The organism is Methylomonas rosea (assembly GCF_024505055.1).
Lineage (GTDB): Bacteria > Pseudomonadota > Gammaproteobacteria > Methylococcales > Methylomonadaceae > Methylomonas > Methylomonas rosea.
This window is the reverse complement of sequence record NZ_JANIBL010000008.1, coordinates 78,429-100,665: the sequence shown is the minus strand read 5'-3', so window position 1 is coordinate 100,665 and position 22,237 is coordinate 78,429. Positions and strand designations below refer to the sequence as shown.

Here is a 22,237-nt window from a genome sequence, read left to right as displayed (position 1 = left end):
CCGGCAGCAGGCTGCGCCGGAGGCTGCGGCCGTTAGCGAGGCTAGGCGCGCAACCCGTTTGCCGCAGCGCTGGTCCGAGATTATTCGCGCCAGCACTTACGAACCCATCGTGGTCGAACGCCATCGCTTACTGCCCGAAAGAACTAAAGAGTGCGACATGAACACCAAGCGCATTGTGGAAGCTATTTTATTTGCCGCCAACCGACCCATGACGATCCGGCAGATTCAGGAAACCTTTCCGGAACTGGAAAAACCCGATACCTTGTCGGTGCAAATGGCCTTGGACGACATTGCCCGTGACTATGCCGATCGGCCCATTGGTTTGCGGCAATTGGCCAGCGGTTACCGGTTTCAGGTGCGCGAAGGTCTGTCGCCTTACGTCACCCGCTTGTTCGAGGAAAAACCCGCTCGTTATTCGCGGGCGCTGCTCGAAACCCTGGCCATCATCGCCTACCGTCAGCCGGTGACGCGCGGCGAAATCGAGGATATTCGCGGCGTCAGCGTCAGCAGTTCCATCATTCAAACCCTATTGGAGCGCGAGTGGATTCGCGTCATCGCCCATAAGGAAGTCCCGGGCCGGCCGGCTTTGTTCGGCACCACCAAACAATTTCTGGATTATTTCAATTTAACCTCATTGAGCGAATTACCGACGCTGGAAGAAATCGTCAATTTCGATTTCGGCAACTCGCCTCAACCGCAACCCGAGCAGGACCACAGTGAAAGACCGCAAACCGCCGAGATCGAACAACCCGTCAGCCCCGCAGGACAAACGGACTCAGAAACCGCAGGCTCGGAAACCGAGTTCGACGCCCAAACCGAAGCCGGCCTCGGCGCCGAAAACCTCACCCTCCACTAAAGCCGCGCCCGCCGGCGGCGAGCGCATCCAGAAACTGCTGGCTCGGGCCGGTGTGGGTTCGCGCCGGGAAATCGAGCGCTGGATAGAAGAAGGCAAACTCACCGTCAACGGCAATCCGGTGCAACCGGGCTATCACTTAAAGCCTGACGATCATTTGCAAATCAATGGCAGGGTTGTCAAATGGGAAAAATACGCCGAGCAACCGACCCGCGTATTGGTGTACCACAAGCCGGTCGGCGAACTGGTCACCCGCCGCGACCCGGAAGGCCGCCCGGTAATCTTTACCCAATTGCCGCGCTTGCAAGTCGGCCGCTGGATCGCGGTCGGTCGCCTGGACATCAATACTTCCGGCTTGATTTTAGTCACCAATAACGGCGAACTGGCCAACCGCTTGATGCACCCTTCGCGGGAAGTGGAACGCGAATACGCGGTGCGGATATTGGGAGAAGTCGACGACGCGATGCTGGCCCGCCTGAAACAAGGCGTGGAACTGGAGGACGGCCCGGCGCATTTCGAAGACGTCAGCTTTTACGCTGGCGAAGGTGCCAACAAATGGTTTTACGCCACCGTGAAGCAGGGGCGTAATCGTTTGGTGCGGCGTTTATGGGAATCGCAAGGCGTCAAAGTCAGCCGCTTGATTCGGGTTCGTTATGGCGATGTCGGCTTGCCGGAGCGGGTTAGGGCGCATTCGTTTTATGAGCTTGAGGCTAAGGAATTGCAGGGGTTGATGGAGTTTGTGGGGTTGTGACAGTTTAAGATTTGAAAATTCTTATGAGCGCATAATTCATGTACTCATCTAATATCAAGGCTGATTGCCTATATCCAAAGGAGGAACCTTGAGTACATTTGTTGCCTTTTGTGAGAATGCATCATGTGGTGCAATTTTCCCTGTTACAAATATCATCGGTGGATCTGGGACTGTAGCAAAAATTGAGATGACGGGGTGTCGCTCAGGTTCATGTCCCAGTTGCGGTAGTTGGGGGCAAATACCGGATGGGGTTTATACCTATTCTAATAATGTCGTACAGTTTTTAACTGGTCCCCAAGAGTCATTGACAGCTTTGCGAAAAATAGAAGCCTTACTGAGGAGTTTTCGTAATCAACCCCTGACAAGGGATGAGGTACTGAACCAAGTTCGAGCGATTGCTCCACAGGTCGCCGGAGTGATGGAGACCGCTCCTACAGTAGGTGTGACACAGCAATGGATTCAAATACTTATAGCCTTTGTGACACTCGCGATTGCAATTCAAACGACATACTTTAAAGCCGATAGCGATAAGATTGAGAAGAAATTTATTGAACATCTTTTGCAAGAAAATAGGGAGTTACAAAGTTCGAAGCAAGGAGTTTTGAATTCCCAGCCTTATCGCAGAAGCACGCCAAAAATATCGAAAAACTCAAAATGTACTTGTGGTAGCGGAAAGAAATACAAGCGTTGTTGTGGAGCCTAGTTTCATAGGGTTAGCGCGTATTTTGTGCCCACGTTGAATTTCTGGTTGCATAAACAATGATTCGCTACCGCGAAGCTTAATTAAATGCCGGTTCTCGCACCGGCGGGCGAGATACTTTCTTTTGCGCCGCCAAAAGAAAGTATCCAAAGAAAAAGCGGCCCGGATGCCGCTTCTTCCCTGCGTTCCTCGCTTTTGCTAGGGGTTGCCGAAAGGGGCTTCCTGCCCCTCCGGGCTATTCCTATCAAAAGCTCCGGTACTCGGCGCGGCATACGGGATAAAACCGTCCCCAAATTTATATTGCGTAGGCTGGGTAGAAGCGATAGCGGAAACCCAGCTTGAACGCCTTCCAGCGTCAAGGGCATCTGATTTCGAACAAAAAACCCGGAAAAAACCAGGGCGCCGGTTATTTCGACATGGGCGGCTAGAGAGGAAAGTGGGGTTTTAAAGATACGTAACGCTATGGCGGTGAGCTTAAAATGTATTCCGCATCTGCAATCGTTACAATTGTCAGCAGATTGTTCGGCAATTTACTCGGAGGGCCCGGAACTATCTGGCGCCGATTGCTTTGCCGTTCGCCGTTTTTTTCTGACAGCATAGAAGTAAGTCATGCCGGAAATGGTGCCGCAGACTGTTGCTAATTTATCCATGATAGGCGCCACGGTTACGATCAGCGGTTCGTCCACCAATCCCAACCAGACGCCAAAAGCCGTAAGGCCCGTCGGTGTGGCAATGGTTGCCGCGACAGCGGATAGGCCGGCGATGATGCCCGTCGCCATGGCGATATGTTCTACCCTGGCGGCAACAACTTCGTGATTCATATGGATTGCGGGCGTTTATGGTGGATTAGTCTTACCCGGATTTACCGGCGGCTAAGTAGAAAATTGCCAGCATTTTAGTGAGTTTCGACGGACTTGTCAGCGGGTGGGGGTAGCGAATGTTGGTGAAGATTTTCGGCAATCGCTGGTGTTATCGGACTGAGGTTTTTTTGCCGGGCGGCGTGCGTTTCGCACTTAAAAAATAGCGTTTGACATTTTCTCCAACCGGGAGTAATACGGTGCCTAGCAGGGGTGAGCCCGCATGTTCATTCCGAAGCCTGCCGCAGGCCTGCGGTGTATTAAGGGAGTTTAGATTGCTATGTCTTCCCTATCTGTATCCAGTGTTAATCAATCCGGCTTTCAACAGTTGAGCGCGCTGACGGCCAAGAGAAATGCGGATCAGGCCGAGCAAATGGCGCAAGCGTTGCGAAAGCAGGCGGATGCCGTGCAAGCGCAGGCCGACCAATACGCAGCCAAAGCTCAGGATCTCGATTCTCAAGCCAGTAAAGCACAGGTCAACTCCGATGCCGCACACTTGAGATTGAATCTGTCCAACGCTTTTCAAGAAGCGGGCACACAGTTAACTAACACCATTCAGAACGCCGAGGTAAGACCGTCTACCTATTCGCAAGTAGTGGCGGGTATAAGCACATCGTCCGCGACCGATGACAATAAGGCCGTGGGGACCACTATAGACATCGTTGCTTAGCCTGTTTATCTTCTGGGACAGATAAGCCGTATGAGTTAGTCAAAAAATTGTAAGCGAGGTGACATCATGTTGTCGTCAATCAATAGTACCAACCTGGATAAATCCCAAAGTCTGCTCCAAACCAACATCCAGCGCCTTAGTTCCGCGAAGCGGGTCAATTCGGCCGCCGACAATCCGGCTGGGCTGGCAATTGCCGACGCGATAAGCAGCCGCTTGGGTGGTCAAAATCAAGCAATCGGCAATATCAGCAACGGTCTGTCGCTCACGGAAACAGCCGGTAGCGCGTTAACTCAGGTAACCGACAATCTGCAACGCATCCGCGAATTGACGGTGCAAGCCGGTAATGGCTCTTTGTCGGCCTCTGATAGGCAAAGTATTCAGGACGAGATAAACGGATTGGGCAAAAGCATCGATGGGATTGCCGGCAACACCCAGTTCAACGATCAAAAACTGTTGGACGGCAGTTTCTCCGGCCAATTGCAAATCGGCCCCAATGCCGGAGATACGCTCGGCTTAAGCTTGGGGAATGTATCCAGCGCCGCTTTGGGTGTGTCGGGATTGGATGTATCCAGCGCGACGAATGCGGCCAATGCGCTGGATACGATAGACAGCGCGATTAACAATGTCGGGAATGAGCAGAGTACTTTGGCGAGCACCGCTGCGGGCTTGAATTCAAACCTAGCCAATCTGAACAGCAGCTACCAGAATCTGGCCGAAACTCGCAGCCGAATTCAAGATACCGACTACGCGCAAACGGCTGCCGACTTGAACAAGGCAAAAGTGCAAAACCAGGTGGCTAACTATGCGCTTAAGCTATATCAAGACAATCAAAAAGCGGCATCGGCGCTGTTAACGGGCGTCTAACTAAGGCCGGGCGGAGCGCCGGTTTTTGATTTGCTGGATATCTCCGCCAGAACCGAATGCATGAGATTTAAAAGGCAGTTACGTATTCGGCACGCTTAGTTCTACTTTGTCAGATTTGCCCTAGGCCGTCATGTCCGCCGGGAGCGGACATCTAGTATCAGGGATGGTAGGCTCAAATCCGTCCATGGGGCCTGGATTCCGGCAATCCGTGCCGGAATGACGATGCTCTTGTTGCATTCTGACAAGGTAGAATTAGGGAAATGCTGATTAAATCGTCGTCGCCGCGAAATTGGCAATCCAACACTTTGAATTTTCCGGGGTTCCCGTTTTCACCGGACCGACGAAGATCAATAAATGAGCGCCACGCTGGCTGCGAATCATAAAACACCATTTGGGTTTAGCTTTTCAGCAATCGCTTACGCAACTTGAGCGGTTTTATTCGGATTGGGAAAAGGGCAAAGCGCCGCACCAGCCATTTTCTGAATTCTTCCAGCAGCAACATGCCGAGCACGAACGGCAAGGTAAACAGCCAAACAGTGGTGTCTATCGGCGCGGTGCCGAGCAGCTCGTTGCCCCATGGCGTGTAGACAATCGCCAGAATCAACGCAATTTCCAGAACAATGCCGGACAGGATTAGTTTATTGTCCAGGAACGATGTGGCTAACAGGCCGCGTTGCCGCTGTTTGCAGATAAAGACATTGACGATCTGCATCATGATGATGGCGGTCAGGCAGGCGGTAGTGGCTTGCAGGTAGAGCGGGTTATGGCGGGACAATATATCGCCATAGTCCCAGCCGCCGCGATGCAACACGAAGAAAAAGGCGGCCATCGCCGCGACGGCTTCCAGCAGCCCGAGAAAGCCGTAAGCTCTGGCCAACAAGCGCCAGTCGATCAAGGTTTCCTTGTAAGAGCGCGGGGGTTTGTTCATTGCTGATGCATCAGGTTTTTCCACGCCCAGGCCCAGAGCCGGCAGCATGTCAGTGCCCAAATCCACCGCCAGAATCTGGATGATGGTCAGCGGCAGCGGAATTTTGAATAACACAAAGGCCAGGTAAGGAATCAGTTCCGGAATATTGGAGCTGAGGATATAGGTGAGGAATTTACGGATGTTGTCGAACACCGCGCGGCCTTCCTCAATGGCGGCGACGATGCTGGCGAAGTTGTCGTCCAGCAAAATCATGTCGGCCGCTTCCTTGGCCACGTCGGTGCCGGCGATGCCCATGGCGATGCCAATGTCGGCTTTTTTCAAGGCAGGTGCATCGTTGACGCCGTCGCCGGTCACCGCGACCACATGCTTCTTGCGTTGCAAGGCATCGACGATGTGCATTTTCTGGTCGGCGCCGACCCTGGCGAAAATGATTTCCGGCGCATCCAATGCTACCTGCAACTGGCTGGGCGTGAGTTTTTTCAGTCTGTCGCCGGTAATCACCTTGGGATTGTCGGATTGCACCAGTTTGATCTGCCGGGCAATCGCCACGGCGGTATGCGGGTGGTCGCCGGTGATCATGATGACTTTAATACCGGCGATATGGCATTGGGCAATGGCATCCGCCACTTCCGGACGGGCTGGGTCTTCCAAACCTACCAGGCCGCTGAAAATCAAGGCTTGTTCCGGCTGGCCTTCGACTGAGTCCGATAACGGCCGATAGGCAAAGGCCAACACGCGTAAACCCTGGTCTGCCATGGTTTTTAGCGCATTCAACAGCTGTTGACGGCCGGCGTCGTCTAGCGTTTCTATTTTGTCGCGAATCAAAATGTGCTGGCACAGCGGCAGCACCATCTCCAACGCGCCTTTGCAAAACAACATCTTGCCTGATGGCGTGTTGTGGATGGTGGACATGCGCTTGCGGTCGGTATCGAACGGCACTTCGCCAATTTTCGGGTAATCGACGCGCATACCTTGCTCGTACGCCATGGACACCAGTGCCACTTCCATCGGGTCGCCCAGTAAATTCTTGCCTTCTACCCGCTTCAGGTTATGAGATAAAGCGGCATTCGCCAGAAAAGCGCTGTGATGTTGCAGGCTATCGCTGCCCAATTGCTCGGGTTGCCAGTAATTGTTGTCAAGAAACAGTTGCTTAACCGCCATACGGTTTTGCGTTAGCGTACCGGTCTTGTCGGTGCAAATGACTGTTGTGGAACCCAAGGTTTCCACCGACGGCAGATTGCGGATCAGCGCATTGCGCTTGGCCATGCGCTGGGTCGCCATCGCCAGCGACAGCGTGACTGTGGGTAGCAGGCCTTCCGGGACGTTGGCGACGATGATGCCGATCGCAAACATAAAGTTTTCCCAAAACGTCAGGCCGATGATTTGGCCTATACCGAAAAACACCACGCCCAACAGCAGGGCCAGCAAAGCCACAAATCGGCTCAGCCGGCTGATTTGCAATTGCAAAGGCGACTGGTTTTTCACGGTGGTTTTTAGGGTGTGGGCGATTTTGCCGAACTCGGTATGCATACCGGTAGCAAACACCAGCGCCTTGCCTTCGCCGGACACCACCGAGGTGCCGGCCAGTAGAATATTCCGGCTTTGACTAATGTCCTCAATGTCCGATGCTTGTGCGTCGCGGCCCTTGGGCAGCGATTCGCCGGTGATGGTGGCGTTATTGACACGTAGGTTAAACGCTTCTAGCAATCGGCAGTCGGCCGGCACGTTATCGCCTTCCTGCAATACCAGCAAATCGCCAGGCACCAGTTCGTCGGCAAATACCAAACTCAGCTCGCCGTCGCGGATCACTTTGACTTGATGCGGCAGCAACTTTTGCAAGGCTGCAATCGCCTGTTCGGCCTGATGCCGCTGCCAGAAGGAGAAACAGCCATTGATTGCAATCACACCGAGCACGGCATAACCCAAGGTCGCCATACCTTCGCCGGGTTGCTGAGATTCGGCGAAAAATGCCAATCCTGCCGCCAGCCATAAAATCAAGGCAAAAAAGTGCAGGAATTCTTGGACAAACGCTAGTAGTGCGGAGGTCTTTTGGCTTTCTTCGATACGGTTAAAACCGAACTCATGCAGGCGGCCTTCAATAGCGGCATCGGCCAGGCCGTCCATGCTGGAGCCTAAACTGTCCAGGGCTTCTGCGGGGGTGAGATGATGGATTTTCATGATTGCGGAAGAACGAAAAGCCGGGGTTTGCAGTGTAAACCCATTGAATGGACTCGGCGAAGGCTAGGCTTAATTTTTCCGGAAATTACGGACGACGGGGTTCTCTACGCATGCGCGATTGAGCGATGTAGTCGAGTTGCGGGCTATAATCCGCCCACTTGATTTAACCGGTCGCCAACCAGCAAGACGGAGATATTTTTGACTGAAACAATTGATAAAAACATGGTAATGCGCTGCGTGGCCTACCATAAAGGCGTGGGCATTGGCGACGTCACCATAGAAGACATTAGCGAAGTTTTACTCAAAGACGACACCTTTATTTGGCTGGGCTTGCGCGAGGCTAACACCGAGATTTTGAGAAAAATTCAGTTGGAATTCGGCTTGCACGAATTGGCGATCGAAGATGCCTGTGCCGCGCACCAACGGCCGAAGATCGAGGAATATGGCGATTCGCTGTTTATCGTGCTGCATACTGCGGAATTGATCGAGAAAAAAGTGGAATTCGGCGAGACCCATATTTTTATGGGGCCGCGTTTTGTGGTCACCGTACGCCACGGAGCATCGCAGAGTCTGAGCAAGGTGCGCGAGCGCTGTCAGGCCATGCCGCACCAACTCAGCAAGGGACCGGGCTTTGCCTTGTACTCGATTATGGATTTCATCGTCGATAATTACATGGTGGCGATTGCAGGCTTGCAAGACCGCTTCGATGTGTTGGAATCGGCGATATTTCAATATCGGCCCAGCCGGCAAACCATGGAAGACCTATACGAATTAAAGCGCGAGTTATTGCTGTTGGAAGGCGCTATCAATCCGGTGATAGACATTTGCAACGAATTGATGCGCTTTCATGGCGGCCTGATACACAAGGATGTCAGAGTGTATTTTCGCGACATTGCCGATCATATCAAACGCGTCGATCAGGCTATCCATGGCATGCGCGAGATGCTGCTGGCGGCGATGCAAGTGCATTTGACCTTCGAAACCGTGCGCCAAAATGAAGTAGTCAAACGTCTGGCCGGCTGGGGGGCGATTTTGGCGATACCGACCATGGTATTCAGTTTGTACGGTATGAACTTCCGGCACATGCCGGAGCTGGATTGGGTGTACAGCTACCCCTTAGTCGTTGGCAGCGTGGTCCTGTGCAGCCTGGCCTTGTATTTACGTTTGAAGCGGTCCGGGTGGTTGTGACCGGTCTGTTGTTAACCCAGCCCTTAAATTACCTGTGGCCGTGATTCCCGCAAAAGCGGGAATCTAGAATTATTAAAGAGCTGATCCCGCCTGCAACTGCTTCAGCATTTCCGCGACGCGTTTGGCATCCAATGCGGGATCTACATCGTCATCGATACGCCGTATGGTTAAATTGGGATCGACTATAAAGGTCCAGCGTTTGGCCATATTCAATATCGGCATTTTTACGCCGTAGGCTTCGCTGACCTTGGCATCCTGATCGGACAACAGCGAGAATGTGAGTTTATGTTGCTGATGAAACGCCAACAGATTCTTAACGTCATCGGTGCTAATCCCGTAAACCTCGGCATTTTGCTCGCGGATCAGTTTGATGGCGTCGCGAAAAGCGCAGGCTTGCGTGGTACAGCCGGGTGTGCCGGCTTTGGGATAAAAATATAATACCGTCCAACCTTTACCGCGCCGAGCAGCTAAACTTATCGGGTCGCCATCGTGCGCTTGCAATTGAAATAACGGTGCCGATTGACCGACTTGTAAAGGGGCCGCGTTTGCCGTCTGCGAAAACGTCAGCAAGGCGAACAGCATGAAGACCAAGAGTCTGAACGTAAGAGTGAATTTTGGCATACATGATCTCCCTTAAGCGGTATGCGATGATGAAGTGCCGAATGTTTTTGTATTTATTAGCGTCGCAGTATTCCGCAAAAAGCCGGTTACACAATGGTGATACAGACATTCATGGTGATTCGCTTGGATTTGCCCGACATCCATTTTGAACAGATAATTCCAAGGGTTTGGATGTCCGGACCGAAGGCCGGAAAACTTTAGTGGTATGGTTTACCTAAAATATCACTTATATTGCTCGTGGTTTTTGGCCGGTTGCATCTAAGTTTTTTTACAGGCTAGTGTCTATTTTGGAGTCGAATAACGGAATAAGCAAAATGACGCGTCCGTATTACTTTTCCCGGTTTTCTCGAATTTTGTGGCTGAACCTGGCCGTGTTTGTGATTTTCGCAATCGCATTCGCGATTTACGTGCGCGCGGAGAAGCAAATTGATCGCGCCAACGAAATCCGCTTAGAGTCACATTTACTGGCCGACGAGTTTCGGCAATCTTCCAACGATCTCTCCCATGTGGCGCGCAGTTATGTCGCCACCGGCGATCCCATCTTCAAACACTATTTTCAAGACATTATCGACATTCGCGACGGCAAATTGCCCAGGCCCGAAAATTATCACGATATGTATTGGGACTTGGCGATTGCCAATGGTCATGCTGCGCCGCCATCCAGCGGTCAAGCAGTTGCCTTGCTGGAGTTGATGCGACGAGCCGGGTTTTCCGAGCAAGAAATGGCGAAAATGGCCGAAGCCACCGCCGATTCCGCTGCGCTCATTCAAATAGAGCGCGCGGCGATGAACATGATTGATGCGAATCAGTTACTGACCGATGCGATCCGGCATCAGGCCAATCTAATGCTGCACAATGCGGCTTACCATCAGGCCAAAGCGAAAGTCATGCAGTCCATCATTGCAGCCTTCGACTTGATGGACAGTCGCACTCAACAGAGCGTCATTGTCAGAGCGCGTATTGCCTTTTGGTTACGGTTGGTGTTCGTGCTGTTCGGGGTAATGTTAATAATGATGCTCTGGCGAGCCTATCGGACTTTACATGCGATATTGGGCGCTTCGGTCGATGAATTGCACGATCAGATAGTCCGTTTGGGTAGCGGTGATTTCTCCGAAAATATTTCGGTTGGCGAGGGCATGCGCAATAGCGTGTTGGGCTGGCTGGCGGAAACGCAGTCAAGTTTGGCAACTGTTGAAGCCGCTCGCCGCAGTGCCGAGGCAAAAAATCTGCGACTGACACAATTGTATGCTGCGTTAAGTCAATGTAATCAAGCCATCGTTCGCTGTACCAGCGAAGCCGAATTGTTCCCGCAAATCTGCCGCGACGCGGTGGTCTTTGGCGGCATGAAAATGGCCTGGATCGGTATGCTGGACGAAACCAGTCAATCGATTAAGCCGGTTGCCTGTTACGGCAGCGGCATTGAATATCTGGATGGGATTGACATAACGATAGACGAAAATCTGCCGGCCGGACGCGGACCAACCGGGACAGCGGTGAGGGAAGACCGGCCATACTGGTGCCCTGATTTTCAACACGACCCGGCCACCATAGCCTGGCACGCGCGTGGTGCGAAATTCAATTGGCAGGCTTCAGCTGCCTTACCTTTGCATCGAAATGGTAAGCCCGCTGGCGCGTTTATGTTGTACGGCGATGAAATAAATGTGTTTGACGATGCCGCGCGTAATCTGTTGTTGGAAATGGCCATGGACATCGATCATGCCATCGGCGGCTTCGAGCGTGAGGCCGAACGCCGGCAAGCTCAGCAGATGGAAAGTTTGCGGGTGTTTATGCTTGAACGACTCAACGGTAACGTGCAACTGATGGATATTTTGCAGGATGTGGTTACAGAACTTGAAACCTTGCTGGTAGGCAGTCTTTGTTCCATTTTACTCGTAGATGAGGAGCAGCGTTTACGGATAGGCGCCGCGCCTAGTCTCCCGGATTTTTACAATCAGGCGATCGATGGTCTAAAAATAGGCGCCGGGCTTGGATCGTGCGGCAATACCGCATACACCGGGCAAAGAACTATCGCTGAAAATCTTGCCGAGCATCCATATTGGCAGCCTTTTCTGCCGCTGGCCGAACGAGCGGGCTTGGCGGCATGCTGGTCGGAACCCGTACTCTCTGCCGGCAAAAAAGTGCTGGGCACGTTTGCGATCTATCATCGCCATCCCGCTGTTCCTAACAAACATGAATTGCGCTTGCTGGAAATGGTGGCGCATTTCGTAGCCCTGGCTATCGAACGCAAGCAGGCGGAGGAACACATTTATTACTTGGCCAATTACGATTCGCTCACCGGCTTGCCGAATCGCAGTCAATTGGACGATCACTTGAAGTATGCATTGAGTTTGGCCAAACGGAGTAACGGCCACTTAGCGCTAATGTTTCTTGATCTCGATCATTTCAAAAATGTTAACGATACCTTGGGGCATAGCGTCGGCGACGCGCTGTTGGTGGAATTAGCCAATCGGCTCTGTGCGGTGCTGCGCGAGGAAGATACCGTGACGCGTTTGGGCGGCGACGAATTTATTTTCCTGTTACCGGGCACCGATGCCGATGGGGCGGCGAATGTTGCCCAGAAACTGCTTGATGCGATAGCCGAACCTTACCGGATTGAGGACTTCGATTTGACGATGAGCGCATCGATTGGCATAGCCTTGTATCCGGATGATGGCGAGGATTTGGAAAGCCTGTCCAAAAGTGCCGATGTCGCGATGTACCGCGTCAAAACCGATGGCCGGCACGGTTACCGCTTTTTTACGCCGGAAATGCAAGCTCGCGCCCAGCGCAATCTGCAACTCGTCAATGCCTTATGCCATGCCTTGGATCGCCAACAACTGCATGTCTATTATCAACCGCAGGCGGATATTCAGAGTGGACGCGTGATCGGTGCGGAAGCCTTGTTACGCTGGCGGCATCCCGAGTTTGGCATGGTTTCGCCGGCCGAATTTATTCCGGTAGCGGAAGACAGCGGGCTGATACTGCCAATAGGCGAATGGGTGTTGCAAACTGCGGTGCGGCAAGCAAAAACCTGCCTGGAGCAGGGGCTGGGGCCTTTAATCATGGCGGTTAATCTATCTGCGGCTCAATTTAGTCATCCGGCCTTGCCGGAGTTGGTGTCACGCATACTGGAAGAAGAAGGTTTGCCGCCCGAGTATTTGGAGTTGGAATTGACCGAAGGGGTGTCGATGCAAAACCCCGAAGCGGCGGTGGCGGTGATGAATAATTTGCATCAACGCGGGGTGCGCATGTCTATCGACGATTTTGGCACCGGTTATTCGTCGTTAAGTTATCTGAAGAAATTTAAAGTATACAAATTGAAGATCGACCAATCTTTTGTTCGCGACATCAGTACCGATTCGGAGGATAAAGCCATCGTCAGTGCGGTGATCAGTCTGGCCGGCAGCCTGGGTTTGCGGACCATAGCCGAAGGTGTGGAAACGGTCGAGCAGCGGGAGTTTCTGCGCGAACAGGGCTGCCAGGAGATTCAAGGCTATTTATTCGGTAAGCCGATGCCCAGCGACCAATTTGAGCTGTTTTTGCGGCAAAGCCTCGTCGATTCGACTAATGCGTCTTGAAGGATATTTCCGGGCTTGCGGCCGAGTTAAGCGCAGCGGACAAATTGACGAAACAGTCCACTGCGTGCATGCTTGCTTAACGAATGCGGCGCTTGTGATTTGTGATTCCACTCATCTTGGTTTTTCGCCGACTTAACCGGAGCCAGTCCTTGAACGACGTCAATCCTATTTTTAAAAACCTGCCCGATTCGCTGCCGATTTCGCCATTGGCGATACTGATTGTCGTCACCGTGCTGGTAGGCGCGACCATGTCGTTTTACACCATCCCCGCCGAGTCTGAAGGCATTGTGTTGCGCTTTGGCGAGTACATCGAAAAAGTGCCGTCCGGCTTGCATTTTAAACTGCCGTTTGGGGTGGACAGCGTGGTTACCGTGCCGACTCAGCGTCAGCAGAAGCTGGAGTTTGGCTTTGCTACCCCAGGCTTTACCAACCCGGATCAAACCGGCGAAGAGCCGGCGTTGGAAAAAACCATGGTGACCGGCGATCTGAACTCGGCGCTGGTGGAGTGGATCGTGCAATACCGGATCACCGATCCGGAAAAATATCTATTTGTGGTCCGCGATCCCGGGGTGACCTTGCGGGATATTTCCGAGGCGGTGATGCGGGAAGTGGTGGGTGATCGCACCGTTGATGAAATTATTACCATCGGTCGGCAGGAGATTGAGGATACAGTTTTAGCACGTGCCCGCTTACTCGCGGAGCGCTACCAGTTAGGGGTGTCGATCAATCAAGTACAGCTGAAAAACGTCAATCCGCCGGAACCGGTACAGTCCTCGTTTAATGAAGTGAATCGTGCTCAGCAAGACCGAGAGAATGTCATCAACCTGGCGAATGGCGAGTACAACAAAGCAGTGCCGCGCGCGCGTGGCGAAGCGGACCAGAAAATTCGCGCTGCCGAGGGTTATCGCTTCAAGCGGATTAACGAAGCGGAAGGGGATGTGACCGCTTTCAATCAGGTGTTGGAACAATACCTGAAAGCGCCGGACGTGACGCGTGCGCGGATTTATCTGGAAACGATGGGCGAGGTATTACCGCAAGCCCGCCAGCAGATTATCGTCGACGATACTGTGCAGCAAATCTTGCCGATGCTGCCGTTTCCAGGGCAAACTGCGGGAGTGGTGAAATGAGTTTATCCATAAGAACCTGGTTGTTACTTGTCGTCTCGGCGTTTTTGCTGCTGCAATCGGTGTTTACCGTCGATCAAACCGAGCAAGTCATCATCACCCAATTCGGCAAACCGGTCGGCGAGCCGATTACCAGTCCCGGTTTGCATTTCAAGGTCCCATTTACCCAGCAGATCAATAGCTTCGATAAGCGCTATCTGGCCTGGGATGGGCCGATGGTGGAGATGTCCACCAAAGACAAGACTTACGTACAGGTCGACACCTTCGCGCGCTGGCGCATAACCCAGCCGATGCAATATTACTTGCGCTTGCGCGACGAACGCAGCGCGCAATCGCGCTTGGAAGATATTTTGGGCAGCGAAACCCGCACAGCAATCGCTCGTCACGAATTGATTGAAGTGGTGCGCTCGGATAAGGATCGTAAACCTTTACAGGATGAAAGTTTGGGGCCATTAACCGGCGAGGGCACCATCGGCGTATTGCGGCCAATCCGGGTGGGCCGGGCGGCCATCGAAAAAGATGTGTTCGATGCCGCAGCCCCAAAATTGGCTGAATTTGGTATCGAGTTGCTGGATGTACGCTTCAAGCGCATCAATTATAACCATCAGGTGTTGGAACGGATCCATCAGCGGATGATCAGCGAACGCTTGCAAATTGCCCAGCGTTTTCGTTCGGAAGGCGAGGGCGAAGCGGCCAGGATTAACGGTAATCGGGACCGGGATCTCAACGAAATCGAATCCACCGCCTACAAACGTGTGCAAGAAATCCAGGGTGAAGCGGATGCCAAGGCCACCGAAATTTATGCCAAAGCCTATGGACAAAAATCCGAGTCCGCCGAGTTTTACAAGTTCTTGAAGAGCATGGAAACCTATCGAAAAGTGATAGACGGCGACGCCACCATTGTGTTGTCCACCAACAGCGATTTATTTGGTTTGTTGAAGCGGGTGGAGCAAAAGAATCGTTGATAGGCTGAAAATAATGTCGTTGCCGTGATTCCTTAGATCTTAAGTTTTTAAGCAGTTTATCTTTTAATAATTCCACTGAAATATTTTTTATAAATGTCAAAAAATTTTGTTTATCGTCCCGATATAGATGGGCTGCGAGCAGTTGCTGTGTTGCTGGTTGTTTTTTACCATGCTGGGTTTACAACGATAAAAGGTGGTTTTATAGGGGTCGATGTTTTTTTTGTCTTATCCGGTTTTTTGATTACGTTGATATTGGATAGGGAAATTCGATCCGGTGAATTTAGTTTCAAAAAATTTTATCTACGGCGCATCCGGCGTTTATTACCCGCTCTCTTATTTGTGCTAGTAGTCACTAGCGTATTTTGTTTCTATTACTTGGTGCCTGGTGACTTTATTGCTTACGGTAATAGTTTGAGATATACATTGCTATCGTTGAGTAATGTGTATTTTTGGTTAAATACCGGTAGTTATTTCTCTAAAAACGTCGATGAGTTACCTTTGCTGCACACTTGGTCTTTGTCTGTCGAAGAGCAGTTTTACTTTGTGTGGCCGGTTTTTTTACTGGCTATGAGCCGGTTTTTCTCGCGTACTACAACCTGGGTATTATTTATATTAGGTTTTTTTGCCGCATTTGGCATTGCGGATTGGGCCGCTGTGAATAAAGCCAGTGCCGCCTATTATTTCTTGCCCACGCGTGCGTATGAATTAATGCTGGGCGCCGGCTTGGCATTGGCTTGGGATGACTTTCCAAGATTAAATGCACGACAAAACAATCTGCTTTCCTTGGTGGGCTTGAGCATGATAATCGGCACCAGTCTGCTCTTAAATAAGTCCCGGGTATTTCCCGGTGTGAACGCCTTATGGCCTTGTTTGGGCGCGGCGTTATTGATTGCGTCCGGCAAACATCAAGAACAGGCTGGAATTGTAAACAGGATATTGGCGATCAAGCCCGTGGTGGCAATCGGATTAATATCCTATGCCCTGTATTTATGGCACTGGCCAATTTTGGCGCTGATTAATTATCAAGGTATAGAGTTAACTAAGCCGGTAGCTTCGTTTGCGATTGGTGCGTCGGTTATTATGGCAGTGTTAAGTTATTTTTTTATAGAAAAACCATTTAGAACTAAATTAATTTTTTCTTTTGAAAAATCATTCGTTATTTGGTTGTTAATTCCTCTTGTCATGTCGGTTTTTGGCTATCAATATGTGCAAGGCAAGGATGGCTTTAAAGAAAGGTTTGAGAACTTGTTCAACCCGAGCAATAAAGTCCTGCCCGATCTTGAGAAAGCTAACTTGGGTAAGTTGTCGGGTAGTTATCTTGGCGTTAAAAAAGAAAAGTTGGATGGTTTGTTTATCGGCGATTCAATGGCCGGCGCTTATCTTGATTTTGTCAATGTGTTAGCCGTCGATGCACGCTTGTTTATTTATGGCTCTCACTTATCCGGTCTACCGCCTTTTTTCGGACAATTCGATTATCCTCGGGAGGATGCGCTGGAGACTAGAACTCCCGATAAATTGGAACAGAACGAGCTAAGAATTAAAGAGGCAGGAAACTATCGGTTTGTGATTTTGAGTGCGAGCTGGGCAAATGGTTTTCCTTATTTGGGGCACAGCGAAGACGATATAAATCGTACTATCGAATATTATCTTAATAATAAAGTCAAAGTAATTGTATTATGGAAGCCGAATTTTTTCGGCGGTGCACGAATATATAATCAATCGGTAGCGCAATTGATGCGGACTAAAACCTTAGTTGATTTTAAAATAAAAGATCAGCCGACTAAAATCGTTGCGGATTTAAAAGAAAAATACCCGGATATTATTCTTATTAATCCTAACGATGTGCTATGTAGAGACGGGGAGTGCGATGTACAAATCGACGGCACGTTCATTTACAGTGATCAAGCTCATCTAAATAGACTGGGGTCGTTTCTTTTGGGCGAAAAATATCTAAAAATCAACGGCAATCCTTTGTCCGGTCTATAGCACTAGATAGAATGATGTAATCAACACAAGGGGCACAATTCGACTTCCCGGCTATTAAGCAAAAATTAAGCTGTAATCGCCAAACTTTATCGCAAGCAAATAATTGTCTAACAGGAGGTTTGCGATGTTAAAAAGAACAACAGTCATCGTGTTTGGTTTATTGGTGTCGTCGGCTGCATGGGCCGACCATGAGCATTGGGGACACCATCATGGTCACCATCATCACGGGCATTATCGGCCCATGTATCGGGAAGAAGTGATTTATTATCAACCCGCTCCGGTCGTCGAGTATGTGCCGGCTCCCCAGTATTACGCGCCGCCACCTCCACCGCCGACATATTACGGCTACGATCAACGCTCGTCGCAAGGTTTGTTGGGCGGTATGGTCGGCAGTGCGATGGGTTATCACTTGGGCGGTGGCGACCCGATAGCCGCCGGCATTGGCGCCGCCGCCGGGGCTTTGTTGGGTAACGGCATGTACTGAGGATGTCGGGTAGGTCAATATTCCAGTAATTTGAAAAAACTTTTCGGCGCGCCGCAAATCGGACAATCCCAGTCGTCGGGGATGTCCTCCCAGCGGGTGCCGGGCGCGATGCCGCTGTCCGGGTCGCCCTTGGCTTCGTCGTAGATATGTTCGCATTCCATGCAGTGGTATTTTTTGTAATCACTCATCGGATTCTCCCTTGCTGCTAAGCGGCGCAATCGCCGAGAAATCGTTCAAAAGCCGTTACCATCATTGGCAATATGCTCAATAAGCGGTGGTCGGCGTCCAACATATGCAGACGCGCGCGATGTTCGCGGCAGAAGCGCCAGGCGTTTTCCGGCGGTACCACATCGTCTCGCCAGCCATGAAACACCTCGATATTGGCTGTCGTCGGTTGGAACTCGGTCCGCGCATATCCCGGTAAATAGAAGGCCGGCGCGATCAAAAACAACCCCTTCGGCTTGATGATTTCCGCCGCGACGGTCGAGACATAAGCACCCATGCTGGAGCCCACCAACACCAGCGTTTCGTATCCAGACACATTCTGCGCTAGTAGCTGTTGTACCCGCCAGTCCGGATCATTGCTGGCTTGATAATCCGGACTAATGAATTCAAAACCTAGGCGTTTGGTGACCTCCGCCAATGCCGAGGGCTTTTCGCCCCAGGGAATGCTGTCCTTGCCGTGACTGTATATCACCAGTTTGCTCATGATCTTTTTCTCGCTGTCGGAAAGATTATTTTCTGAAAAATAAATTGGCCAATAATGTGATTAGTACGCTGACCACAATCATCGACGTAATCGGTATAAACACGAAGCTGCTTTTACTCTGAATCTTGATATCCCCCGGTAGTTTCCCGAACCAATTGACCAGCCACGGGACATAGTGCAAAACCAGGCCTATCACCAGGATGGCCGAGCCGATAATGATTAGCGCTTTGCTGGGTTCCATTGCTTTTCTCTATAACGTTAATTCCAGAAGTGTTAGGGAACCACTACCACTTGCGCGAAACCGCCGCCCGGCGTGCGGAAATTGGTGGTTTGGCCTTGGTAAAGGCGGGCGCAGACCAATTGAGTTTGGCCTTGATAGACATAATGGCGTAGATCCAGTTTTAACTCGCCGGCATCGAGATGCCGTTCGCTGGGTTTTACGAGGGTCTGTGCCACATAATCGTGTTGCAGAATATCCTCGAAAACGCGCCGGGTCAGTTTGTCGCCCCGATACGCCGCCTTGCTGCCGTAGCCTCTGGCTGGTTTGAAAAATAGCTGTTTGCGCTCGGCCCAAAACCACTCGGCATGTTGCGCATCGACCAGCACAGTGTGAGCGATGCCCTCTTGCAATAGGGTTCGGGTATGCGCATCGACGCCGATTGCTCGCAGAAAGTCGTCGTTGCCCAGCCAGACCAGATTCCTTTTATCGGCATATAGCGCATGATTTCTGGGGTGCGGTGTCAGCACTACCGCACCGGCAAGATAGGCTTCGCGTAAAGTCCGGCATTCCAGCGATTCCAAGCCAAAGTCGGTCAAGCGGTTATAAACCAGATCGATTTGCAGATCGCCGTGCCAGAGTCCGCCATCGTGATAGTTTAAGGCCTGCGGATCGCAGATTACGGTTTGGATTTTATGGTGTTCGAACAGGTGTTTAAACAACAGAAATTCAGGCCACATGTATTGCTGTTGCGGGTCATCGTCGACGATGGCGATGCTGCGCAGCGGCTCCGCATCGCGCTCTGATCGCCATTCCCGGTAAAACATCTCCATGAATAGCGTTTCAGCCCGCTGAGTATCTTGCCTAGGCAACTTGAGTTTGCCGGGCTGCTGATTACCGGCGGTTTCGCAACAGCTGTTTTGCGCCCGAATCAATAACGCGTTAATCATTGCGCCGCCGGCATTGGAATTGATTTCGATCAGTTTCGGGCCGTCAGTGCTCAGATGAAAGTCGTAGCCTAGAAATACGCCGTGGGCTTTGGTTAAAAACCGCGCCGCGTCCGGTGCGTATTTAAGTACCTGTTGTTGATACGCCGGCAGTGCAATCACCCGTTCCAGTGCGGCGATGATCTCCAGTTGTTGGTCCAGGCAAGCTTGATCGATGAACACCGCCGACTCCGCGAACAAATTCGGCCGCTCCTCCGCGATCAGCCGATACAAATCGTCGTTTCCGTCCAGCCTATTCAGTTCGCTGCGCAGCGCTTTGCGATTTAAAGACGAGCAGCGGCAATCGCTATTTAGCTGTTTGGCGTTAGGTGTTTGCTCGGGTTCTGGATGGGGATGCATGAAAAACGATAGGCGTGGATTATGGGTCAAACAGGATTTACGCCCGCTATTCTAGCGCGATACGCTTGCCCACAAATCGGTAAATTCTTATACAGATGTCTGCAAGATCGGCAAAAATAATTTACAAACAGGCGGTTAAGCTTGTTTGTTATCGGTTAGCCGATATGCTGATTGGAATTTTCCGAACAGCTGGATACAAACTTGTTAAACCAGGGCCTGCACGGTATTTTTATGATGGTGGTATCGCTTTTGCAGAAATTACGGCGAATTTATATAGGGCGCAGCAATGATCACTTAACTTAACGGGATTAAGCGCTTTTTATCCGGTGCAGCTAGAACTTGAGCGCGTATTTTGTCAATATGACAACCTTTGTCCGAATTTGAACTTGCAAAAATCATGACGCAGCAAGCCGTATCAAGCAGTACTCAAACAACATGGCGCAACTCTCCACCGTATTTGCTGACGGTACTGGTGCTGCTGTATTTTTTTTCGCAATCCGCAAACAGCCAAAGTCCCGAGCCTGGTGTTAGGCAAGCCATAGAGTCTTTGCTGGCTAGCAAACAGCAGCCTTTGCTGTCGCAAGCGGATTTTTCGCCGTATAGCGACGCGCTGAAACAGTTGTATCGGATGAATGCCAACCAGCCGATTTGGCTGGGCGAAGGTCGTAGCACGAAAAATCGCGAAGACGCTTTGAGCTTGTTAAGCAATGCCAAGGCCGACGGGTTGAACGCGGACGCATACGAAATCGAGCGTTTGCGCGGCTATTTGCAACAGGCCGCTACGCTATCGCAAAGTGCGACGACGGAGTTGGTCTCTTACGACGTGGCCTTGTCGATAGCGCTGGTTCATTACGCGCGTGATCTGCATGTCGGCCGGGTCGATCCGCGTGACTTCGATTATCCCGCACAGTTCGCTGCTAAATCGGCAAGCGATGTCGCTGTGTTGCTTAATCAACATATTCAACAACAAACGCTTGCCGAGCTGCCGACGGCGCTGGCACCCAAATTCAAGCAATATCAGCAGTTAAAGACTTTGTTGGCCGCTTATCGCCAGCAAAATACCGCCGCGCAGATGCCAAAACTGCTTTTGGCGAAATCGCTGCGCCCCGGCGAGCAAGACGCGCAATTGCCCGAGTTGCGCCGACGTTTGCTGGAATTCGGTGAGCTGAAAGCGGAAGACGTCGTAGGCGCCGGCAACACGGAGACAATGTACGACGTAGCGGCGACCGAAGCAGTGAAACGTTTGCAGCAACAGCAGGGTTTAAAAGCCGACGGGGTGATCGGTAAGCAAACCTTGGCCTTATTGAATCAAACGCCGGCCGATAAAATCGCCATGCTTGAATTGGCCATGGAGCGTTTGCGTTGGATGCCGGAGTTGCCAGAAGGACCGAGGATATTTGTGAATATCCCGGCGTTTCAGCTGTGGGCCTTCAATTCTCGCGACGATGAACAGCCCTTAACTATGAAAGTCATCGTCGGCAAAGCTGAAAAGAACCAGACCCCGGTGCTCTGGGAAGAAATGAAATATCTGGAGTTCATGCCGTATTGGAATATTCCGAAAAGTATCATGGACAAGGAAATGCTGCCTAAGCTATTGAGCGATGAAGAGTTTCTGGCCAATCAGGATATAGAATTGGTGGGACGCTATGCCGAAGACGAAGAAGAGGAAAATCAGGACAGTATCGTCGACGAAATCAAGAGCGGCCGCGTGCGCGGCAGGCAGCGCCCCGGCAGTAACAATCCCTTGGGGCGGGTGAAATTTATTTTTCCGAACAAGGCCGATGTGTATTTACACGATACGCCGGGCAAAGCGGCGTTTAACCGGGATCGCCGCGATCTCAGCCACGGCTGCGTTAGAGTGGCGGAGGCTGAAAAGCTGGCGGAATTTGTGCTCGGCGGCCAAAGCGAGTGGGATCAACAAACCATACAGCAAGCCATGGCCGGGCCTAAAACCCAGCGGGTCACGCTGAAAAAATCGATACCTGTGTTGTTTTTTTATACCACTGTTTTTGTGGGCCTCGATGATAAACCGCGATTTTACCCGGACATTTATGGTCAAGATGAACTGTTGCAAACTGCATTGAGTAAGGCGGCCGATCTGAATGCTAAACAGCAGTTAGTCAGTAAAACTGTGAATAGTGCCGGCGGCGGTTAACAGGGTTCAGTTTTGCGAGTTTTGGATTATGCTGTTAGTTGGCGTGTTGATTTTTAGGAGACA

Annotated in this window: 20 protein-coding genes; 13 read left to right on the top strand and 7 right to left on the bottom strand. The window is 51.3% G+C overall.

The annotated features are described in order from the left end of the window. The 3 genes from scpB to NP589_RS04225 form a co-directional block, all read left to right on the top strand. Window positions 1–856: SMC-Scp complex subunit ScpB (gene scpB / locus NP589_RS04235; RefSeq protein WP_371929640.1), on the top strand; the 856-nt coding region annotated here is incomplete at its 5' end. A gap of 25 nt (window positions 857–881) precedes the next feature. Continuing rightward, window positions 882–1,604, top strand: coding sequence for a 23S rRNA pseudouridine(2605) synthase RluB (gene rluB, locus NP589_RS04230; RefSeq protein ID WP_082880001.1), 723 nt, complete (start codon window positions 882–884; stop codon window positions 1,602–1,604). Between the two features lie 88 nt (window positions 1,605–1,692). Next, a complete protein-coding gene (locus tag NP589_RS04225) occupies window positions 1,693–2,307 on the top strand; it encodes a YecA family protein (protein ID WP_256605857.1) in 615 nt (204 codons plus the stop codon). A gap of 527 nt (window positions 2,308–2,834) precedes the next feature. Here NP589_RS04225 and NP589_RS04220 read toward each other — a convergent pair. Next, window positions 2,835–3,125, bottom strand: a complete 291-nt coding sequence (locus NP589_RS04220) for a hypothetical protein (RefSeq protein WP_256605856.1) — start codon at window positions 3,123–3,125, stop codon at window positions 2,835–2,837. 316 nt (window positions 3,126–3,441) lie between these two features. On the opposite strand from NP589_RS04220, the gene NP589_RS04215 reads away from it, so the two are divergent. Beyond that, on the top strand, window positions 3,442–3,831 hold the full coding sequence (locus NP589_RS04215) for a hypothetical protein (RefSeq protein ID WP_256605855.1): 390 nt from the start codon (window positions 3,442–3,444) through the stop codon (window positions 3,829–3,831). Between the two features lie 66 nt (window positions 3,832–3,897). Further along, entirely contained in the window at window positions 3,898–4,695 is a 798-nt protein-coding gene (locus NP589_RS04210) for a flagellin (protein WP_256605854.1), read from the top strand. A 397-nt stretch (window positions 4,696–5,092) separates the two neighbouring features. Here the strand turns inward: NP589_RS04210 and NP589_RS04205 are convergent, their stop codons facing one another. Then, complete coding sequence (locus NP589_RS04205) at window positions 5,093–7,801, bottom strand: cation-translocating P-type ATPase (protein WP_256605853.1); 2,709 nt, start codon at window positions 7,799–7,801, stop codon at window positions 5,093–5,095. Between the two features lie 198 nt (window positions 7,802–7,999). Between NP589_RS04205 and corA the strand changes: the two genes are divergently transcribed. Continuing rightward, window positions 8,000–8,989 carry a magnesium/cobalt transporter CorA gene (corA, locus tag NP589_RS04200; protein WP_256605852.1) on the top strand — a complete coding sequence of 330 codons (990 nt, stop codon included), beginning with the start codon at window positions 8,000–8,002 and terminating at the stop codon, window positions 8,987–8,989. Between the two features lie 72 nt (window positions 8,990–9,061). On the opposite strand, the gene NP589_RS04195 is transcribed toward corA, so the two are convergent. Next, on the bottom strand, window positions 9,062–9,610 hold the full coding sequence (locus tag NP589_RS04195; protein ID WP_256605851.1) for a peroxiredoxin: 549 nt from the start codon (window positions 9,608–9,610) through the stop codon (window positions 9,062–9,064). Window positions 9,611–9,924: 314 nt separating this feature from the next. Here NP589_RS04195 and NP589_RS04190 point away from each other — a divergent pair, with 314 nt between their 5' ends. The 5 genes from NP589_RS04190 (at window position 9,925) to NP589_RS04170 (ending at window position 17,747) form a co-directional block, all read left to right on the top strand. Continuing rightward, window positions 9,925–13,188 carry a bifunctional diguanylate cyclase/phosphodiesterase gene (locus NP589_RS04190; protein ID WP_256605850.1) on the top strand — a complete coding sequence of 1,088 codons (3,264 nt, stop codon included), beginning with the start codon at window positions 9,925–9,927 and terminating at the stop codon, window positions 13,186–13,188. A gap of 149 nt (window positions 13,189–13,337) precedes the next feature. Continuing rightward, window positions 13,338–14,315, top strand: a complete 978-nt coding sequence (gene hflK / locus NP589_RS04185) for an FtsH protease activity modulator HflK (RefSeq protein ID WP_256605849.1) — start codon at window positions 13,338–13,340, stop codon at window positions 14,313–14,315. Next, entirely contained in the window at window positions 14,312–15,277 is a 966-nt protein-coding gene (gene hflC / locus NP589_RS04180; protein ID WP_256605848.1) for a protease modulator HflC, read from the top strand. The genes hflK and hflC overlap by 4 nt, the downstream gene beginning before the upstream one ends. A 93-nt stretch (window positions 15,278–15,370) precedes the next feature. Continuing rightward, window positions 15,371–17,263 (top strand): acyltransferase family protein, encoded by a 1,893-nt coding sequence (locus NP589_RS04175; protein ID WP_256605847.1) that lies wholly within the window; start codon window positions 15,371–15,373, stop codon window positions 17,261–17,263. A 124-nt stretch (window positions 17,264–17,387) separates the two neighbouring features. After that, window positions 17,388–17,747: a hypothetical protein gene (locus tag NP589_RS04170; RefSeq protein ID WP_256605846.1), complete on the top strand. Its 360-nt coding sequence runs from the start codon at window positions 17,388–17,390 to the stop codon at window positions 17,745–17,747. A gap of 14 nt (window positions 17,748–17,761) precedes the next feature. Here the strand turns inward: NP589_RS04170 and NP589_RS04165 are convergent, their stop codons facing one another. From NP589_RS04165 to NP589_RS04150, 4 genes are read right to left on the bottom strand one after another with little or no spacing between them, the layout of a single operon-like run. Further along, window positions 17,762–17,935: a rubredoxin gene (locus NP589_RS04165; RefSeq protein ID WP_192375392.1), complete on the bottom strand. Its 174-nt coding sequence runs from the start codon at window positions 17,933–17,935 to the stop codon at window positions 17,762–17,764. Window positions 17,936–17,952: 17 nt separating this feature from the next. Then, window positions 17,953–18,456: a YqiA/YcfP family alpha/beta fold hydrolase gene (locus tag NP589_RS04160; protein ID WP_256605845.1), complete on the bottom strand. Its 504-nt coding sequence runs from the start codon at window positions 18,454–18,456 to the stop codon at window positions 17,953–17,955. 25 nt (window positions 18,457–18,481) lie between these two features. Then, on the bottom strand, window positions 18,482–18,697 hold the full coding sequence (locus tag NP589_RS04155) for a DUF2905 domain-containing protein (protein WP_256605844.1): 216 nt from the start codon (window positions 18,695–18,697) through the stop codon (window positions 18,482–18,484). 32 nt (window positions 18,698–18,729) lie between these two features. Continuing rightward, complete coding sequence (locus NP589_RS04150) at window positions 18,730–20,019, bottom strand: hypothetical protein (protein ID WP_256605843.1); 1,290 nt, start codon at window positions 20,017–20,019, stop codon at window positions 18,730–18,732. A 95-nt stretch (window positions 20,020–20,114) separates the two neighbouring features. Here NP589_RS04150 and NP589_RS04145 point away from each other — a divergent pair, with 95 nt between their 5' ends. Continuing rightward, window positions 20,115–20,309 (top strand): hypothetical protein, encoded by a 195-nt coding sequence (locus NP589_RS04145; RefSeq protein WP_256605842.1) that lies wholly within the window; start codon window positions 20,115–20,117, stop codon window positions 20,307–20,309. 107 nt (window positions 20,310–20,416) lie between these two features. Then, on the top strand, window positions 20,417–22,174 hold the full coding sequence (locus tag NP589_RS04140) for a L,D-transpeptidase family protein (protein ID WP_256605841.1): 1,758 nt from the start codon (window positions 20,417–20,419) through the stop codon (window positions 22,172–22,174). Window positions 22,175–22,237: the final 63 nt, after the last annotated feature.

Coding starts and splice junctions, on each gene's coding strand:
- NP589_RS04205 (WP_256605853.1), bottom strand. CDS start 7,801: ATGAAAATCCATCATCTCACCCCCGCAGAAGCCCTGGACAGTTTAGGC.
- NP589_RS04145 (WP_256605842.1), top strand. CDS start 20,115: ATGTCTGCAAGATCGGCAAAAATAATTTACAAACAGGCGGTTAAGCTT.
- NP589_RS04175 (WP_256605847.1), top strand. CDS start 15,371: ATGTCAAAAAATTTTGTTTATCGTCCCGATATAGATGGGCTGCGAGCA.
- NP589_RS04165 (WP_192375392.1), bottom strand. CDS start 17,935: ATGAGTGATTACAAAAAATACCACTGCATGGAATGCGAACATATCTAC.
- NP589_RS04215 (WP_256605855.1), top strand. CDS start 3,442: ATGTCTTCCCTATCTGTATCCAGTGTTAATCAATCCGGCTTTCAACAG.
- NP589_RS04155 (WP_256605844.1), bottom strand. CDS start 18,697: ATGGAACCCAGCAAAGCGCTAATCATTATCGGCTCGGCCATCCTGGTG.
- hflC (WP_256605848.1), top strand. CDS start 14,312: ATGAGTTTATCCATAAGAACCTGGTTGTTACTTGTCGTCTCGGCGTTT.
- NP589_RS04140 (WP_256605841.1), top strand. CDS start 20,417: ATGACGCAGCAAGCCGTATCAAGCAGTACTCAAACAACATGGCGCAAC.
- NP589_RS04150 (WP_256605843.1), bottom strand. CDS start 20,019: ATGCATCCCCATCCAGAACCCGAGCAAACACCTAACGCCAAACAGCTA.
- NP589_RS04190 (WP_256605850.1), top strand. CDS start 9,925: ATGACGCGTCCGTATTACTTTTCCCGGTTTTCTCGAATTTTGTGGCTG.
- NP589_RS04210 (WP_256605854.1), top strand. CDS start 3,898: ATGTTGTCGTCAATCAATAGTACCAACCTGGATAAATCCCAAAGTCTG.
- NP589_RS04220 (WP_256605856.1), bottom strand. CDS start 3,125: ATGAATCACGAAGTTGTTGCCGCCAGGGTAGAACATATCGCCATGGCG.
- NP589_RS04160 (WP_256605845.1), bottom strand. CDS start 18,456: ATGAGCAAACTGGTGATATACAGTCACGGCAAGGACAGCATTCCCTGG.
- NP589_RS04195 (WP_256605851.1), bottom strand. CDS start 9,610: ATGCCAAAATTCACTCTTACGTTCAGACTCTTGGTCTTCATGCTGTTC.
- NP589_RS04170 (WP_256605846.1), top strand. CDS start 17,388: ATGTTAAAAAGAACAACAGTCATCGTGTTTGGTTTATTGGTGTCGTCG.